Origin of the sequence: Rhodococcus ruber, from assembly GCF_027270735.1 — a bacterium.
GTDB lineage: Bacteria > Actinomycetota > Actinomycetes > Mycobacteriales > Mycobacteriaceae > Rhodococcoides > Rhodococcoides rubrum_A.
Genome location: NZ_JAPWIJ010000011.1, coordinates 73,416 through 88,743 on the forward strand (window position 1 = coordinate 73,416; position 15,328 = coordinate 88,743).

A 15,328-nucleotide genomic window follows, 5' to 3' on the forward strand; every position below is an offset into this window, starting at 1 on the left:
GTGCCTGCGGCAGTGGTGCGGTTGAGCGCCCTATGGGGCACCTGACCGCACCACTGCGGCACGCACCACCGAAGGAGCTCCCCCATGGACGTCGTGATCGGACAGTTGTTCACCGGCCTGTCGATCGGATCCATTCTCTTGCTCGCCGCCCTCGGGCTCTCACTGACGTTCGGTCAGATGGGCGTCATCAACATGGCACACGGCGAGTTCATCATGGCCGGTTCCTACACGGCCTACGTTGTGCAGCAGATCGTCTCGACCGGCGGCGCATCACTGTTCATCTCGCTGATCGTCGGCTTCCTCGTCGGCGGCGCGATGGGTGTGCTGCTCGAGGTGACGCTGATCCAGCGTATGTACCACCGTCCACTGGACACCCTGCTCGTCACGTTCGGCGTCGGGCTCATCCTGCAGCAGCTCGCCCGCGACATCTTCGGCGCTCCGGCGGTCAACGTCGTCTCCCCGGACTGGCTGAGCGGCGGCGTCGACATTCTCGGTGCCGTGGTGCCCAAGACCAGAATCTTCATTCTCGTGCTCGCGGTCGTCGCCGTCGTCGCACTGTCGATCGCACTGAAGAAGACCGCAATGGGTCGACGCATCCGCGCGGTGGTGCAGAACCGCGATCTCGCGGAGACCTCGGGCATCTCGAGCCGCAGGACCGACATCTCGACGTTCTTCCTCGGCTCCGGTTTGGCGGGCGTCGCAGGCGTGGCGCTGACCTTGATCGGATCCACTAGTTCCACTGTGGGACAGAGCTATCTGATCGACGCCTTCCTCGTGGTCGTCGTCGGCGGACTCGGCCAGATCAAGGGAGCGGTGATCGCCGCCTTCGCTCTCGGAATCCTGAACTCGTTCATCGAATACAGCACCACGGCCTCGATCGCCAAGGTCATCGTGTTCGTCCTCATCGTGATCTTCCTGCAGGCCCGCCCGCAGGGCTTGTTCGCCGTCAAGACAAGGAGCCTGGTATGAGCGAGTTCATCGCCAAGCGCGGCGCTCTACTGGGATTCGCACTCGCCGCGATCCTGCTGTTCGCCGTTGCTCCGGCCGTCCTCAGCGACTTCCGGTTGAATCTGCTGGGCAAGTTCATCTGCTACGCGATCGTGGCCGTCGGAATCGGATTGGCCTGGGGTAGAGGCGGAATGCTCACCCTCGGCCAGGGGGTGTTCTTCGGTATCGGTGCCTACATCATGGCCATGCACCTGAAGATCTCCGACGCCGATCTGCGCGGCGACGCGGTACCGGACTTCATGTCGATCGCCGGTATCCGTGAATTGCCCTCGTACTGGCTACCGTTCACCTCGCCCATCACCACGATCCTGGGCATCCTGTTCGTGCCGGCCCTGGTGGCCTTGGTGCTCGGCCTCGGCGTGTTCAAGCGTCGAGTCAAGGGCGCGTACTTCGCGATCCTGAGCCAGGCATTGGCCGCCGCCTTCGCGATCCTGCTCATCGGACAGCAGACCACCGGCGGGTCCAACGGGCTCAACAGGTTTCGGACGTTCTTCGGGTTCAACCTCAACGACCCCGCGAACAAGCAGATGCTCTTCTTCATCGCAGCAGGGGTACTGCTCGTCGTTGTCGCCATCACCCGCCAACTGATGTACTCGCGCTACGGCGAGCTGCTGGTGGCGGTGCGTGATCAGGAGGAGCGCGTCCGCTTCCTCGGTTACGACCCCGCCAACGTCAAGATCGTCGCGTACGTCGCAGCCGCATTCTTCGCCGGTCTGGCCGGGGCACTGTTCGTTCCGATCGTCGGCATCATCTCCCCCAACGACGTCGGCATCGTCCCGTCCATCGCATTCCTCATCGGTGTCGCCATCGGCGGCCGCACCACGCTGCTCGGTCCGGTTCTCGGCGCACTGGGCGTCGCGTGGGCTCAGACCACGCTGTCCGAGCAGTTCCCGTCCGGCTGGACGTATGCGCAGGGTCTGCTGTTCGTGGTGGTCGTCGGATTCTTCCCCGCCGGCATCGCCGGACTCTTCGCACTGCGCAAGCGAAAGCAGGAAACCGAACCGGTCTCCGAGTCGACCGCAGAACCAGAGAAGGAACTCGCACGATGATTCATGTCGAAGGCCCTCAGCCCACGTTCGGTGGCAACGCCGGCATGTCGAGTCAGTACCTCGAAGTCCGCGATCTGACGGTCAGTTTCGACGGTTTCAAGGCCAACACCAGCGTCGATCTGACGCTCATGCAGGGCGATCTGCGCTTCCTCATCGGGCCCAACGGTGCCGGCAAGACCACGCTGATCGACGCCATCACCGGTCTCGTTCCGGCAACCGGATCGGTCACCAAATCCGGGGTGGAACTGCTGGGCAAGAAGGTTCATCAGATCGCTCGCCTCGGCATCGGTAGAACCTTCCAGACCGCCAGCATCTTCGAGAATCTGACGGTGCTGCAGAACCTGGACATCGCCGCCGGGTCCGGACGTTCCGTGCTGACGATGTTGCGTCGTCGGGGGTCGGTGCTTCCGCAGATCGAAGAGGCGCTCGAGACCATCGGTCTGACGGCCGAACGAGACAAGGCCGCAGGGATCCTCGCGCACGGCCAGAAGCAGTGGCTCGAGATCGGAATGTTGTTGGTACAGAACGCCGATGTCCTCCTGCTCGACGAGCCGGTCGCCGGCATGAGCCACGAGGAGCGCGAGGAGACGGGACAGCTGCTGCAGCGCATCGGCGGGGAGCGGACCGTGGTGGTGGTGGAGCACGACATGGACTTCATGCGTATGTTCGCCACCTCGGTGACAGTGTTGGCTGCCGGACGCGTCCTGGCCGAGGGCACGGTGGCCGAGGTACAGGCCGATCCGAAGGTCCAGGAGGTCTACCTCGGCACCGCAGCGGCGGGCGAGGAACTCGACAGAAAAGCAGAAGAAGGAGCCGGTCATGCTTGAACTGGTCGATTTGCGTACCGGTTACGGCCGCAGCGAAGTGATTCACGGTGCTTCGCTGACGGTTCCGGCCGACGGTGTGGCCGCAGTGATGGGCCACAACGGTGCGGGCAAGACGACGCTGTTGCGTGCAGCGGTCGGATTGCTGAAGGTGAACTCCGGCAAGGTCATGTTCGACGGTGAGGACGTCAGTGCGTTGCGACCCAGCGCTCGCGTCGCCCGGGGCCTCGCCTACGTGCCGCAGGGTCAGCAGTCGTTCGGCCAGTTGACGACGGCCGAAAACTTGCAGGTGGTGGCCGACGGCCGGAAGCGCGGCAAGGCGCTCGTCGACGAGGCACTCGATCTGTTCCCGGCGTTGAAGGAATTGCTCGGCCGCAGAGCAGGATTGCTCTCGGGCGGGCAGCGCCAGCAACTCGCCATCGCGCGAGCACTGATCACCGAACCTCGGATGCTGATCCTCGACGAGCCGACCGAGGGCATCCAGCCGTCGGTGGTCGCCGAGATCGAACGCACCGTTCTCGAGCTCACCCGCCGAGGTGGTCTCGGCGTGCTTCTGGTGGAGCAGCACATCGGCTTCGCCCTCGAATCGGCGCAGAACTACTACATCCTCGAAGCCGGCCGCATCACCTCGACCGGCGTCGGCGGTGCCGAGTCCGAGGCCGACGTGCGCGCAGCCATGGCGATCTGACCGGACGAATCGTGCCGCGCAGTGACCTTCGCGAGAAGGTCTATTCGTCACTGCGCCGGGATCTGATCTCCGGTGCCATCAGCTCCACCGAGCGGCTCGGCGAGGAGCGCCTCGCTGAGTTGTACGGGGTCTCACGCACTCCCGTGCGGGAGGCCCTGGCACGGTTGCAGGCCGACGGCCTCGTCACCCGCGACGAGGCCGGCCTGCACGCCTATCGCCCTCGGCTGACCGACCTGCCCGATCTCTACGAGCTCCGGGCGACCCTCGAGGCCCGCGGCATCACACGTTCGACGTCGAAGTCCTTCGATCGGGCATCACTGTCGACTCTGTCGGCCACCTGGGTCGCACTGCGCGCCGACCCGCCCGACACGACCGACGACCTGGTGGCGCTGGACGAGAACTTCCACGTCACATTGCTTGCCGCGTCGGGCAATTCGGCACTCACCGATGCCCTGTGCACCGTCAATGCCAAGGTACGTCCGGTACGGATACTCGGCGGACTCGATGCCGCGGCAGTCGTCTGCGCGATCGATCAGCACATCGAGATAGTCGAACACGTTCTGGCGGGCACGCTCGATTCTGCATTGGAGCTTCTTGTTGCACATATCGATTCGTCCCGAGACCGGGTGGTCGAGCGAGCTCGACAGGCCGCGGCGCTGGCAGGCGCAGTCCGACTGTGAGCCGATTTCACTCCGACAGGATCCGATCGATGTCGTCGAGCACAGTCTGCCCACCCTTGGGTCCGACGCCCGTGATCCAGTACGACAGGTCCACCGCATGTGGGTTCGGCAGTGCCGCAGCATTGGCGGTGATCGACGCCGGGATCGCCGCGGGGTCCGACGGGTCGTCTGCGGTGACGACGATCAGGTCCGCTGCCGCCTGAGCGGCCAGCTCGGGCGAGAGATCCACAGAGATCTCGTCGGCCCACTCCGGCCGCGGCGGAGTGGTGAACCCTGCGCACTCGAGGGTGCTGCCGGCGAACGATGACGGCCCGTACAAAGTCAGCTCACCGCTGCGGGGTCTGATGAGTTGTGCTGTTTTCCCTTCGGTTCCGAACTTCTCGGCGATCTCTTCGCACCGGTCGTCGTATGCGGTGAGCAATTCCTCCGCCTTCGCCTCCCTGCCGAGAATGCGCCCGACGAACCGGACGCTGTCGCGCCACGGATCGGACTGGGAGGCGATGAAGACCGTCGGCGCAAGGGCGGAGAGTTGGTCGTAGTACTCGGCGTGCCGAGTCTCGGTGCCGAGAATGAGGTCGGGCTGCAGGGCCGCGATGTCCTCGATGGTCGGTTCGGCCACTGTGCCGACGGTCGCGATGCCCGCCGCTTCGGTGCCGAGATACGACGGAACGCCGCTCACCTCACTGAGCACGGCGGTGCCGACGGGCACAACGCCGAGTGCGACGGAAGTGTCGAGCTCGACCGGCTCGAGTGTCACCACACGCAGCGGGGTTTCCGGAACGTCGACCGTTCCACGAACGGTCTCGATCGATCGCGTTGCACTGCCTGCCCCGTCGGAGGTGGCGTCGGTGGACGAGCAGGCCGTCGCAGTCACACCGAAGGCGACGACGGTGAGGGCGAGCGCCGTGATGCGGGCATGGAACTTCGTCAAGGGTCCTCCGTGGGAACATTGTTCGGAATCACAAATAGGGTAGCCTATCCTGTTGCGATCCGGTGACGTTCGGCCAGCCAGTCGGTACCGTGTGACTGTGACCACTCCACGCATTCCGTCCGGTACCGCCACAACTCTCGGGCCCATCAATTGGGTCATCTGCAAGGTGATCGCCAAGGGTGCCGGCGTGCCGAATCCCCATCTGTTCACCACCCTCGGTCGCACCGGCGGCCTGTTCCGAGCGTGGCTGTTCTACAGCGGGCACCTCATGCCCGGCGGCAAGATCTCGCGCAAGGAATCCGAGATGGTGATCCTGCGCGTGGCTCACCTCCGAGAATCTGCGTACGAGATGGACCACCACGTTCGACTCGGCAGGCGCGCAGGCATCGACCGCGACCTGCTGGAGTCGATCAAGACCGGGCCAGACGCACCGGGCCTGCCTTTGCGCTACCGCGCGATTCTGACCGCCGTCGACGAACTCGTTGCCACCAAGACTCTCACCGACGCCACCTGGGCGGAGCTGGCAACGCAGTTCGACGAGCGTCGACTCCTCGAGTTCATGCTGTTGGTCACCCAATACGACGGTCTGGCAACCACTCTCGGTACCTTGCGCGTCGAACGCGACTACGGCGACAAGCCGCCACGACGATGAGCGAGTCACCCGAGACGGCACTGCGCCGCGCCCTCGAGATGATCGAGCCGGAGATGCTGCGCGGACTGGCACGCACCGACGGCGGTTACGTCGAACTGCTGCCGGACGTGCCGGCACCGAACCCGTCGCCGGCAAGTATCGCGATGAACAATCGTGTGGTGGCAGCGATCTACGAAAAGCTGTGGCGTCCGTTCGGAGTGTCCCTGATGGGGATTGCCGGGATGTCGATGTCGGCCGAGCGCGCCAAAGCCGTCGCCGACCTTCGATTGAGCGGCCCCCAGCGTGTACTCGACGTTGCTTGTGGCCCAGGGAATTTCACGAGGTTCCTGTCCGAGGCTCTCACCGGTGACGGGCTCGCAGTGGGGTTCGACATCTCCGAGGCGATGATTGCCCGGGCAGTGCGCGACAACCGAGCCCCACGTGCGGCATATGTGCGCGGGGATGCAGCGCACCTGCCCTATGCGGAAGGCGCGTTCGACGCCGTTTGTTGTTATGCCGCTCTCTATCTCATACCGAAGCCGATGGTCGTGGTGGACGAACTGATTCGCGTCCTACGGCCGGGTGGACGCGTCGCCATCATGACCAGCTGCGAACCACGCCCGGCACCGCTCGGTTCGGTAGTGGGCTTCGGAACCGGCCTGGCGGGCGTCAGGATGTTCCCGAAGAATCAGTTCACCGATATTTTCGAGCGGGCCGGTATGACCGATATCCAGCAGGAGATTCGCGGACTGGCCCAATTCGTCAGCGCCACCAAGCAATAGACGGTTGGGACTGGCTTCTAGTTCTTGGGTCCGTAATCGTCCACGATCCATCGCCCGTCGTGATCGGAGACGGTCACGGCGAGAATGTTGGCCACCGTACCGCCGTCGGGCGACTGCACGTTACGGGTCTGCTGCTGCGCGTACACCGAAATCTTGTACACACCGTCGCTCTCGGAATCGACTGCTGCCGAGAGTGCTTCGCCCGAGGCGACCACCTGCGACTCGGTCATGATCGCCGTCAGTGCATCCTTGACGCCGTCGTACCGGTCCTGCAACGGTTGCGCGGCACCGTCCTTGACACTGGCGAAGAATGCATCCAGGTCGTTGTAGTCGTACGTCAGCGATCTGGTCGTGTAGTCCCGGGCTGTGTTCAATGCGATCTGCCGATCGGTCTCCTGCTGCCGCGCAGCGGCGAGATCGCCTGCCGCGGTGTGCCACAGGTAGCCGAACACCACTGCCACCACGACGGCAACCACCGCCAGTGCCGCTGCGACAACCGTGAAGGTGGAGCGACCGGACCCGCGGGGAGTGGAGGTCGTCGACGCTTGGGGCGCAGTGGAATCCGAGGCCGTCGACGAGCTCTCGGCCGGGGTGTCGTGTTCCTGAGGGGGCGCGGTATCGGTCATGAGGGTCACTCCAGTGTGGGATAGAGAAATCGGTCAGTTCGGGATGGTCACGGCTACACGCGCGGGCCCTCCCTCCGGGAAGATTCCACCCAGCATGTCGATGATCTTTCCGGCGTCCACCCGCAACGGTTTGATCGGTGCCGTGTACGGCTTCAGCAACGTGGCGATCAACGCCAGGTCCGGAGACGTGGGGGTGAGATAGCTGTCGATCTTGGTGATCAGTGGCCCGATCGGGTCGTCCCACACGTCCGAGGCCACATAGGAGTACTGCTCGAACGCTTGCAGAAGGCTCGACACTCCCTGGCCGGTGGACCCTACCCACGGACCGGCGTCGCTGAGCACCGGCCCGTATCCGTACGCCTTTCGTCCGAGTTGCTGAGCATTGTCGTACAGGTGTCGAATTTCTTCGCTCTTGTCCCGCAACGTCAGAGCGAGCAGTCCGAAAGTGTCGACGAGGTTGTCGATCTCCGGGTCGCGGCCCACCACCGCGGTGTTCGCGGTCTCCGCCAGTCCCGACAGCGCACCGGTGTCGATCTGCGCGACGAGCGCATCGACTTTCCCGAGGGTGTCGCTGACGGTGGCCGAGACGAGCGTCCGATCCATCGGGATCACCGACCCGTCGTGCAGGAACGGCGCGCCCGCGCGGCGCGGTCTGATGTCGAGGTACTGCTCCCCCGCCACCGACAGGTTGGCCACGACGACATCGGAATCGACCGGAATACGATGGCTCGCATCCAGACCGAGCGTCACACTCAGTCCGTCGGCGGTGACAGCGATGTCGTCGACCTCGCCGATCTTCATTCCGCGTGAGGTGACCTGTGAGGTGGTCATCAGACCGCCCGAGCTCGCCAGTTCCACGATGACCGTGTTGTGGTCGCGGCGCGGGTCCATGTCGAGAACACCGATACTCATGTAGCCGATGCCGGCCACTGTGAGTACCAACAGCGCGACGAGTGAGAACACCGTGGAGAACTTCATCGCACTATTCCGATCGATCGCAGGACACCGATCATCTCGTCGGCCCTGACTCCCGGGTCCGGAACACCCTCCGACCGAACGGAATCGATCGCGATGTTCGGCGTCGTCGAGAAGAACGGCACGAGGCGTTCACGCAGCAGGGTGTTCACCTTCTCGACATTCATCGGCACGGTGGTATCGGCCGAGGAAATGGTCATGATGGCGGGCAGGATGATTCCGAGTGCACCGCTCAACTCCTGATACGGCGGACCGAGTACATCGCCGATGTTCTGCGACATGTAGCCGAGGGCGAAGATCAGATTCACCACGCTGAAGAGAACCTCGGACAACCCCTCCGCCCGCGATGGTCCCAGATCGAGGACTCGCGTCAGGCCCGCCTCCTGCTGCACCAGAGTGCTCGAAACACCCTCTGCTGCCGAAAGAATCCGGTCGATGTCGCCGGTATTGGCTCCCAGATCGGCAATGGCAGCACGAGCGGCAGTGTTCACTCGGTCGAACATCTGTGGATCCTGTGGCACGGCGGCGTTGACGTTGTTCACCGCCTCCTGCAGTTCCACCACGTGCCCGCCGGTCACCACGTTCGACAGTCCGCGCAGCACATCCTCGACGTTGTCCGCAGGCACGGTCCGTTCGAGCGGAATGAGGTCGCCGTCCGCCAAGTCCTCAGTACTCGTGTTGTTCTCGGGTGGCTGAAGCGAAATGTAGATCTCACCGAGAATCGTGCTCTGCCTCAGCTCGGCTATCGTCATCTTCGGCAGGCGAACATCGGCCGACAGATCGACGGTAGCCACGGCCTTGTCGTCGACGAGAGTGACGTGGTCCAGGACTCCCGCGTCCACACCGTCGACGATGACCTTCGCCTTGGCCGGCAGGTTCAGCACGCTGGTGAACTCGATGTCCACGGTGTACTTGTCACCCTCGACATAACTACCGGGGATGGGCAGATCGGCCGGATTCGCGCTGCAGCCGGCGATCACCGTACCGATCACCAGAATCGTTGCAGCCCGATGACGTATCGGCCTCATCGCCATCCTGCCGATCCGAGAATCAACTGCACCAGTCCGACGTCGATGACATCGCCGCGCTGCTGATCGGCCGAACAGGTGGGACGGTACTTGTTGATCACGGCGCAGATTTCGTTGGGAGAATTGGTGTCGATCTCGAATTGTGGTGGGTGGTAGGTCAATCGGCCTGCTCGCAGATCCTCGTCGTACAGCGTCACCAGCGAGTCGCTGACGGTGGGCACCTGCTCGAGAATGTCTTTGATGTCGCCGATTCGGCCGAGCCCCACGTCCACGATGGGTATCAACTGGTCGAGGAATCCGTAGACCTTGTCGCCGTACTTGTCGAGTTGGCGCGCCAGAACGGGAATCAAGTCCACCGCCAACGCCACTCCACCACTGAACGACGTGGTGAACTCCGTGAGGGTGATCATGCCGGCCTTCAAGTTGTCCAGCAGTTTGGCGACGTCGGGCCAGCTGACGGCGAACACGTCGACGAGCTTGTCGATGTTGTCGATCAGTCGCCGCACAGTGGCATCCCGATCGCTCGGTTCACCCACCAGCGTGGAGAGCTGCGCGATGGCCGAATTCAGCTGCGGCCCGGAGCCATCGAGAGCACCGTCAACCGAACGAAGCGCGTTGCCGAGTATTTCGGGGCGAGTGCCGTCGGCATTCGCCGGGCCCAGCAGATCCGTCGCCAACGTGGAGACGGCGTCGAATGTCTCACTCGCGCCGAGAGGGGTCCGAGTGCGCGCCAGCGGAATGCATTCGGCCCGATCCAATTCGGGCCCATCGGTGTACGGCTCGGTGAACTCCACATGCCGGTCGGTGACGATCGAACTGGACAACGTCACCGCGCCGACATCGGCCGGGAGTGCCAGGTTCTCGTCCACTTCCATGGTCACCAGGACTCCGTCGGGAACGCTGTCGTCGGTGGCGATCGACGTCACGGTTCCTACCTCGACGCCGAGCATCGTGACCGAGTTTCCCTCGTACAGCCCGACCGTATCGGTGAACTGCGCACAGACACTGGATGTTCGGCTCGCCACATCGATCACTCCGCTGGCCGACGCCACCGTGGTGGTCAATGCGACCACGGCGACGAGCGACGCCCCGACTATCACCGGACGTTTCCACTGACGAGTCATCAGCACGCCTTCCCCGGAAGTGGAATGCACACGCCCGCACCGGTGACGACGCTCTGCGATTGATCGACGACAGGTCCGCTTCCATCGCTGTGTGCCACCAACGCGCCGATCTGATCGGATGCGGTCTCGACCTGAGTGAGCGCCGCATCGAAATTACCGAATTGTGCGAAGACCTTCTGCACTATCTCCTCGAGTTGCACCACGGACGGCTCGATTCCTTCCTCGTATGCCATCAAGGGGCGATGGAAGAGCTCGAACAGACGCTTCAAGAGATCGAATGCGTTGACGACATCGGTGCGCTTGTCACCGAAGCCCTTCGTCAGAGTCCCCAACTGCCGCACCAACTCGTCGAGCATGAGGTCATCGGACGACAGAGCCGCGGTGTACTCGTCGGATACCGCCAAACCTCGCTCGAGTTGATCGGAGCGTTGCGCGATCAGATCGGTGAGCTGGGTGAGACCGTCGACCACCCGGCGAGTCGACTCCGGCTGGACGGTCATTGCCTTGTCCACCTCGGCGACCGTCGCACGCAATGTCGCGCCGTCGATGTCGCGGACCAGCGGCGTCACCTGCTCCAATGTGTCGGAGAGGTCGAACGGGGTCTTGGTCCGCTCTGTCGGAACAGGATCGTCGCCGAGAGGATCGTCACCGGTGGATTCGAGCTTGACGTAGTGGCCACCGATCGGCGTGAGCAATTGCACCGAGAGACTGGAGGTATCGCCGACGAACACGTCGCGGTCCACTCCGAATGTGACATCGACGTGATCGCCCGCGAGAGCCACCGTGCGCACGCTACCGACTGCGATGCCGGCGATTCTGATCTCGTCCCCGGCCGCGAGGCCACCGGACGAGCCGAAATGCGCGACGTATGTCTTCTCGCCGAACGGCACGGCGTACACCGCGCCTGCTCCCAGCAACAGTGCCGCGGCCACGAGCGCGCCGAGGACACCCCAGGCAAGGTGTCTACGGTTCTCGGACTGCTCGTCGCGAACGCCCTTGCGGACCGTTCTGTTCATCGGCACACCACCAAATTCTGATTACCGAGAACGATCCGTCCGATTCCCGGAATGTCCTGCTGCCCTTGACTACACGTGTAGGTCTGACCCGGTTCGGGGATGCGCTGATTCAGTCCGGTCAACAACGACGGGGTGAGCGCCAGGATCTCGGTGACCTGGTCGGTCTGCGGAATCAGACGGCGGAGCATGCCGTCCACCGGGGCGTAACCGCCGTCGTATGCGTTTCGGAGCTGCTCGCCCAGACCGACGAGTGGGCCGAGTCCGTAGTTCGCCTGATCGAGGGAGGACAAGACGTGATCCATCTCGGTACTCAGTCGCGATACCAGCGAGGTCAACTGTTCGACGAGACTGGCCACCGACGCCGACTTTCCGCTGATGGTCGACGAGATCTGGCCCAGGTTGTCGATCAACAGGGCGATGATCGCCTCGCGTCGAGTGGCGAAGGTGGTGATCGTGTCGATATCCTTCAGCACCGGCGCTATTCCGCTGCCGTCACCCTGCACCATACGAAGGATGTTCTCCGCGAACAGGTTCAGCTGCGCGGTGTCCAAGGTGTCGAAGATCGGCTTGAATCCGTCGAACAGCTCGGTGATGTCGAACGAGGGCACCGTGTTCTCGAGCGCAATGGTCGATCCGGCCGGCAGCACCCGATCGGAGGCCGATCCGGTCTGTACCAGCTCCACGTACCGCTGGCCGAGCAAGTTCTGGTAGCGAACGGCGGCATGCGTCGTGTCGTACACCGACCGGGAGGCCTCGACCTCCACCCTGACCGTAGCCAGTGAACCGTCGAGATCGATCGACTCGACCTTGCCGATCTGCACTCCGGACATACGGACGTCATCACCCTCGTACAGTCCGGAGACGTCATCGAATGTTGCTGTGTATTCGGACTTCTCGCCACCCACAGGAGTTCGCAGCGCGGCGACGATCACGTAGGCGCACAGCACGATCACCACGGTGAACACCACCAATTTGACGACGGTCCCGCTCACTTTGATCACCGCTCCCCCTGGCTCTCGTACGCGTTCACGGCACTCGCCATGTTCGGCATCGTGGCCACGATGACGTCGAGCTGCAGCTGAGGAACGCCGTCGACGACCGGGAAGGCATCCGACACACCGTCGATGACCGTCGGCACTCGGTCGTACGCCGGCGCCAATGTTCCGAGTGAGGCGGTGATCGGCACCAGCAGGTCCAGAGTGGTCGACAGCAACTTCGTCAGGTTCGGGTTGTTGGTCTCGAGCATCTTGCCCAGCGGATAGAGCAATTCGTTGCTCAGTCCGTCGATGGCGTCGAGAGTGCGGGTCCGGTTGTCCATCGGCTCGTAGTAGGCGCTGTTGTCCACCACTCCCACCACCAGATCGAGCAGCGGTGGTATCAGATCGTCGATACCCTGCCCCAGCTCGCCGCCGCGGTGCAACTTCAGTGCCAGCGGATCGATCTGATTCTCGGTGAGCATGCGGGCAGTGTCGAAATAGGGCTTCAGACTTTCCGACACATCGGAGGAGATCCGAGCCAACAGATCGGTCAGGTGCTGTACCTGGTCCGAATCCAGTACCTCGGTCAACGCCGCTACCCGCCGAAAGACGCTGGTGACAGTGACATTGGCGCTGTCGGGTGCGATGGTGAGCGTCGAGTTCTCCGGAAGCGCTCCACCTGTGCCGTCGGAGATCAGCTCGATGGCCGTCGAACCGAAGATGTTGGACGACGTGAACTGGGCCTGCAGAGTATCGGTCAGTTCTGCCGATTGCGCTCCGTCGATGGACAATTCGATTCGCTGGCGACCGAATCCGAGCGTGTCGATCCGGTCGACGGTACCGATCGCGAGACCCCTGAACTTGACCTCGGCACCGGGGGCAAGACCATCGCCGACGGTTGCCGCATCGATGGTCAACGGGAACTTGGATTCGAAGTATCCCTTGGCGTAGGCGGTGAGCAGCACCGCCACCACTGCGACGATTGCGACAACGACAAGCCCCCGCGTTCTGAGCGCAGCCGGCCCGGCAGACCGCCCGGACAAGTCTTCGAAAACTGCCATCAGCCCGAAATCCTTATGCCCGAATCGAATCCCCACAGCACGATCGTCAGAATCATGTCCAGAACGACGACGGCGATCAGGCTCGCTCTGATTGCGCGCCCGGACGCGCGCCCGACGCCCTCGGGTCCACCGGATGCGTAATAGCCCTGGTAGCCGTGGATCAGGATGATGGTGATGACGAATATCGTCGCCTTGAGCAGCGACCAGACGACGTCCATCGGCTGTAGGAATGCCGTGAAGTAGTGATCGTAGGTTCCCGAGGATTGGCCGTTGAACACGTTGACGACCACCTGACACGCAACGTAACCGAGAATCAACGTCAGCAGGTAGAGCGGAACGATGGTGATGATGCCCGCGATGACTCGCGTGGTGACGACGAACGGGATCGAACGAATACCCTGCGCCTCGAGGGCATCGATTTCCTCGGAGATTCGCATCGCGCCGATCTCTGCCGTCATGCGGCACCCGGCCTGCGCGGCGAAGCCGATGGCCGCGACCATCGGTGCCAACTCACGGGTGCTGGCATAGGCGGAGACGAACCCGGTGAGCGGTTCCATACCCACCATTCCCAGCGTGTTGAAGCCCTCGATGCCGATGGAGGCACCCACCGCGACACCCAGCACGACGAGTACCGAGACGGTGCCGCCGCCGACCACCAACGCCCCACTGCCCCAGGTGATGTCGCTGAGAATCAGCATCATCTGCCGACGGTAGGTACGCACGGTATGCGGAATGGCGGTGAGCACCTGCACGCAGAAGGTCAGTTGATGACCGAGCGCCTGCAGCATCGAGCCGGGAACACGCCCGAGGCGCTGGACGTACCGACCGACATGGACGGTGCCGTGCGGTGAGTAGCGAGATGGTGTTGCCATCGCTTCGACTCCCTATCCCAGCTTCTGCGGCATGAACATGGCCACCAACTGAGTGATGACCACATTGACGGTGAAGGCCGAGATCACTCCGACGACAACAGCGGCATTGACGGCATTGGCTACGCCGCGGGGCCCGTCCACCGCGGAGAAGCCGCGCTGACAGGCGACGATGACCACGATCACCCCGAATATCTCCGTCTTGATCAGGGCGACCACCAGATCGCCGACCGACGCGAAGGATGCGAACGACGAGATGTAGCTTCCCGGTGTGCCGCCCTGAAACCCGACATTGATCATGTACCCGGCGGCGATCCCCATGAAGATGATCAGGATGCACAACAGCGGTGCCACGAACAGAATTGCCGCGAGCCGGGGTACGACGAGGCGTCGGACCGGGTCGATGCCCATGGTCTTCAGCGCATCGATCTCGTCGCGGATCGTGCGCGATCCCAGGTCTGCGGCGATGGCCGAACCGGCGGCCCCACCGAGAAGCAACGCGGCGACGATCGGCGCACCCTGCCGGATCACCCCGAGACCCCCCGCGGCACCGGCGATCGACGTGGCCCCGATCTGGTCGGTGAGCGAACCCACCTGGACCGAGACGATGACCCCGAACGGAATGGAGACGAGGATGGCGGGAACTGCAGTGACGGTGACGACGAACCATGCCTGATCGACCGAGTCACGCCATGGATGGCGTAGTCGGACGATATCGGCAACGAGGTGAACGAAGGCATCGAGCGCCAGCTCGAGTGCGCGGCCGAACGTACGGAATCCGGTGAACACGCGCGAGCGCCCAGCTCCGGTGACGTTCGATCGGATCGCCAACTCGACTCACCCCCCTGGTGATTGTGCGAAGCACCTGTGGGTGCTTCCGCAGCGCGCACCGAACCCCGCGGAACGTCGCGAAAGGGAAAGTATCAGCTGGTCGACGGGCAGGTGACGTTTTCCTCACCTACCGACCTATGACTGTTCACAGAATCGATAGCTCTGCTTCATGATTCGAGTCGACCATCAGAACCGAGTGCCGTTACAACGAACGGCGGCGACCACCGA

17 protein-coding genes are annotated in these 15,328 nt (G+C 63.3%); 7 read left to right on the plus strand and 10 right to left on the minus strand.

Annotated elements, in window-relative coordinates; translation table 11 throughout:
- Window positions 1-84 precede the first annotated feature (84 nt).
- Genes urtB through O4220_RS22895 form a run of 5 tightly spaced genes read left to right on the plus strand, consistent with a single transcriptional unit; the run spans window position 85 to window position 4,249 of the window.
- Complete coding sequence (gene urtB / locus O4220_RS22875) at window positions 85-969, plus strand: urea ABC transporter permease subunit UrtB (protein WP_269607807.1); 885 nt, start codon at window positions 85-87, stop codon at window positions 967-969.
- Window positions 966-2,057 (plus strand): urea ABC transporter permease subunit UrtC, encoded by a 1,092-nt coding sequence (gene urtC, locus O4220_RS22880; protein ID WP_269607808.1) that lies wholly within the window; start codon window positions 966-968, stop codon window positions 2,055-2,057. The genes urtB and urtC overlap by 4 nt, the downstream gene beginning before the upstream one ends.
- Complete coding sequence (gene urtD, locus O4220_RS22885; RefSeq protein ID WP_269607809.1) at window positions 2,054-2,884, plus strand: urea ABC transporter ATP-binding protein UrtD; 831 nt, start codon at window positions 2,054-2,056, stop codon at window positions 2,882-2,884. Before urtC ends, urtD begins: the two co-directional genes overlap by 4 nt.
- Window positions 2,877-3,569, plus strand: coding sequence for an urea ABC transporter ATP-binding subunit UrtE (gene urtE / locus O4220_RS22890; protein WP_269607811.1), 693 nt, complete (start codon window positions 2,877-2,879; stop codon window positions 3,567-3,569). Before urtD ends, urtE begins: the two co-directional genes overlap by 8 nt.
- Window positions 3,570-3,580: 11 nt before the next feature.
- Complete coding sequence (locus tag O4220_RS22895; RefSeq protein ID WP_269607812.1) at window positions 3,581-4,249, plus strand: GntR family transcriptional regulator; 669 nt, start codon at window positions 3,581-3,583, stop codon at window positions 4,247-4,249.
- Window positions 4,250-4,256: 7 nt separating this feature from the next.
- Here the strand turns inward: O4220_RS22895 and O4220_RS22900 are convergent, their stop codons facing one another.
- Complete coding sequence (locus O4220_RS22900) at window positions 4,257-5,180, minus strand: iron-siderophore ABC transporter substrate-binding protein (RefSeq protein ID WP_269607814.1); 924 nt, start codon at window positions 5,178-5,180, stop codon at window positions 4,257-4,259.
- Between the two features lie 91 nt (window positions 5,181-5,271).
- Here O4220_RS22900 and O4220_RS22905 point away from each other — a divergent pair, with 91 nt between their 5' ends.
- On the plus strand, window positions 5,272-5,832 hold the full coding sequence (locus tag O4220_RS22905) for a carboxymuconolactone decarboxylase family protein (protein WP_269607815.1): 561 nt from the start codon (window positions 5,272-5,274) through the stop codon (window positions 5,830-5,832).
- Window positions 5,829-6,593: a class I SAM-dependent methyltransferase gene (locus O4220_RS22910; RefSeq protein ID WP_269607816.1), complete on the plus strand. Its 765-nt coding sequence runs from the start codon at window positions 5,829-5,831 to the stop codon at window positions 6,591-6,593. Before O4220_RS22905 ends, O4220_RS22910 begins: the two co-directional genes overlap by 4 nt.
- A gap of 17 nt (window positions 6,594-6,610) precedes the next feature.
- Here O4220_RS22910 and O4220_RS22915 read toward each other — a convergent pair whose 3' ends face one another.
- From O4220_RS22915 to O4220_RS22955, 9 genes are read right to left on the minus strand one after another with little or no spacing between them, the layout of a single operon-like run.
- Window positions 6,611-7,219 (minus strand): hypothetical protein, encoded by a 609-nt coding sequence (locus tag O4220_RS22915; RefSeq protein ID WP_269607817.1) that lies wholly within the window; start codon window positions 7,217-7,219, stop codon window positions 6,611-6,613.
- Window positions 7,220-7,252: 33 nt separating this feature from the next.
- Window positions 7,253-8,197, minus strand: coding sequence for an MlaD family protein (locus O4220_RS22920; protein WP_269607819.1), 945 nt, complete (start codon window positions 8,195-8,197; stop codon window positions 7,253-7,255).
- Window positions 8,194-9,222 (minus strand): MlaD family protein, encoded by a 1,029-nt coding sequence (locus O4220_RS22925; protein WP_269607821.1) that lies wholly within the window; start codon window positions 9,220-9,222, stop codon window positions 8,194-8,196. The genes O4220_RS22920 and O4220_RS22925 overlap by 4 nt, the downstream gene beginning before the upstream one ends.
- On the minus strand, window positions 9,219-10,346 hold the full coding sequence (locus O4220_RS22930) for an MCE family protein (RefSeq protein WP_269607822.1): 1,128 nt from the start codon (window positions 10,344-10,346) through the stop codon (window positions 9,219-9,221). The genes O4220_RS22925 and O4220_RS22930 overlap by 4 nt, the downstream gene beginning before the upstream one ends.
- The gene (locus O4220_RS22935; protein ID WP_269607823.1) at window positions 10,346-11,362 is read right to left on the minus strand and encodes an MlaD family protein; all 1,017 of its coding nucleotides are present in this window, start codon (window positions 11,360-11,362) and stop codon (window positions 10,346-10,348) included. The genes O4220_RS22930 and O4220_RS22935 overlap by 1 nt, the downstream gene beginning before the upstream one ends.
- On the minus strand, window positions 11,359-12,363 hold the full coding sequence (locus O4220_RS22940; RefSeq protein WP_269607824.1) for an MCE family protein: 1,005 nt from the start codon (window positions 12,361-12,363) through the stop codon (window positions 11,359-11,361). Before O4220_RS22940 ends, O4220_RS22935 begins: the two co-directional genes overlap by 4 nt.
- Window positions 12,360-13,400, minus strand: coding sequence for an MlaD family protein (locus O4220_RS22945; RefSeq protein WP_269607825.1), 1,041 nt, complete (start codon window positions 13,398-13,400; stop codon window positions 12,360-12,362). The genes O4220_RS22940 and O4220_RS22945 overlap by 4 nt, the downstream gene beginning before the upstream one ends.
- Window positions 13,400-14,272 (minus strand): MlaE family ABC transporter permease, encoded by an 873-nt coding sequence (locus tag O4220_RS22950; RefSeq protein ID WP_269607827.1) that lies wholly within the window; start codon window positions 14,270-14,272, stop codon window positions 13,400-13,402. The genes O4220_RS22945 and O4220_RS22950 overlap by 1 nt, the downstream gene beginning before the upstream one ends.
- A 12-nt stretch (window positions 14,273-14,284) precedes the next feature.
- The gene (locus O4220_RS22955; RefSeq protein ID WP_269607828.1) at window positions 14,285-15,100 is read right to left on the minus strand and encodes an MlaE family ABC transporter permease; all 816 of its coding nucleotides are present in this window, start codon (window positions 15,098-15,100) and stop codon (window positions 14,285-14,287) included.
- Window positions 15,101-15,328: the final 228 nt, after the last annotated feature.

Bases quoted from the DNA above. Each gene is read 5' to 3' on its own strand.
- O4220_RS22935 (WP_269607823.1), bottom strand. From the start codon at position 11,362: ATGAACAGAACGGTCCGCAAGGGCGTTCGCGACGAGCAGTCCGAGAAC.
- O4220_RS22910 (WP_269607816.1), top strand. From the start codon at position 5,829: ATGAGCGAGTCACCCGAGACGGCACTGCGCCGCGCCCTCGAGATGATC.
- O4220_RS22915 (WP_269607817.1), bottom strand. From the start codon at position 7,219: ATGACCGATACCGCGCCCCCTCAGGAACACGACACCCCGGCCGAGAGC.
- urtD (WP_269607809.1), top strand. From the start codon at position 2,054: ATGATTCATGTCGAAGGCCCTCAGCCCACGTTCGGTGGCAACGCCGGC.
- urtC (WP_269607808.1), top strand. From the start codon at position 966: ATGAGCGAGTTCATCGCCAAGCGCGGCGCTCTACTGGGATTCGCACTC.
- O4220_RS22945 (WP_269607825.1), bottom strand. From the start codon at position 13,400: ATGGCAGTTTTCGAAGACTTGTCCGGGCGGTCTGCCGGGCCGGCTGCG.
- O4220_RS22920 (WP_269607819.1), bottom strand. From the start codon at position 8,197: ATGAAGTTCTCCACGGTGTTCTCACTCGTCGCGCTGTTGGTACTCACA.
- O4220_RS22950 (WP_269607827.1), bottom strand. From the start codon at position 14,272: ATGGCAACACCATCTCGCTACTCACCGCACGGCACCGTCCATGTCGGT.
- O4220_RS22925 (WP_269607821.1), bottom strand. From the start codon at position 9,222: ATGAGGCCGATACGTCATCGGGCTGCAACGATTCTGGTGATCGGTACG.
- urtE (WP_269607811.1), top strand. From the start codon at position 2,877: ATGCTTGAACTGGTCGATTTGCGTACCGGTTACGGCCGCAGCGAAGTG.
- O4220_RS22930 (WP_269607822.1), bottom strand. From the start codon at position 10,346: ATGACTCGTCAGTGGAAACGTCCGGTGATAGTCGGGGCGTCGCTCGTC.
- urtB (WP_269607807.1), top strand. From the start codon at position 85: ATGGACGTCGTGATCGGACAGTTGTTCACCGGCCTGTCGATCGGATCC.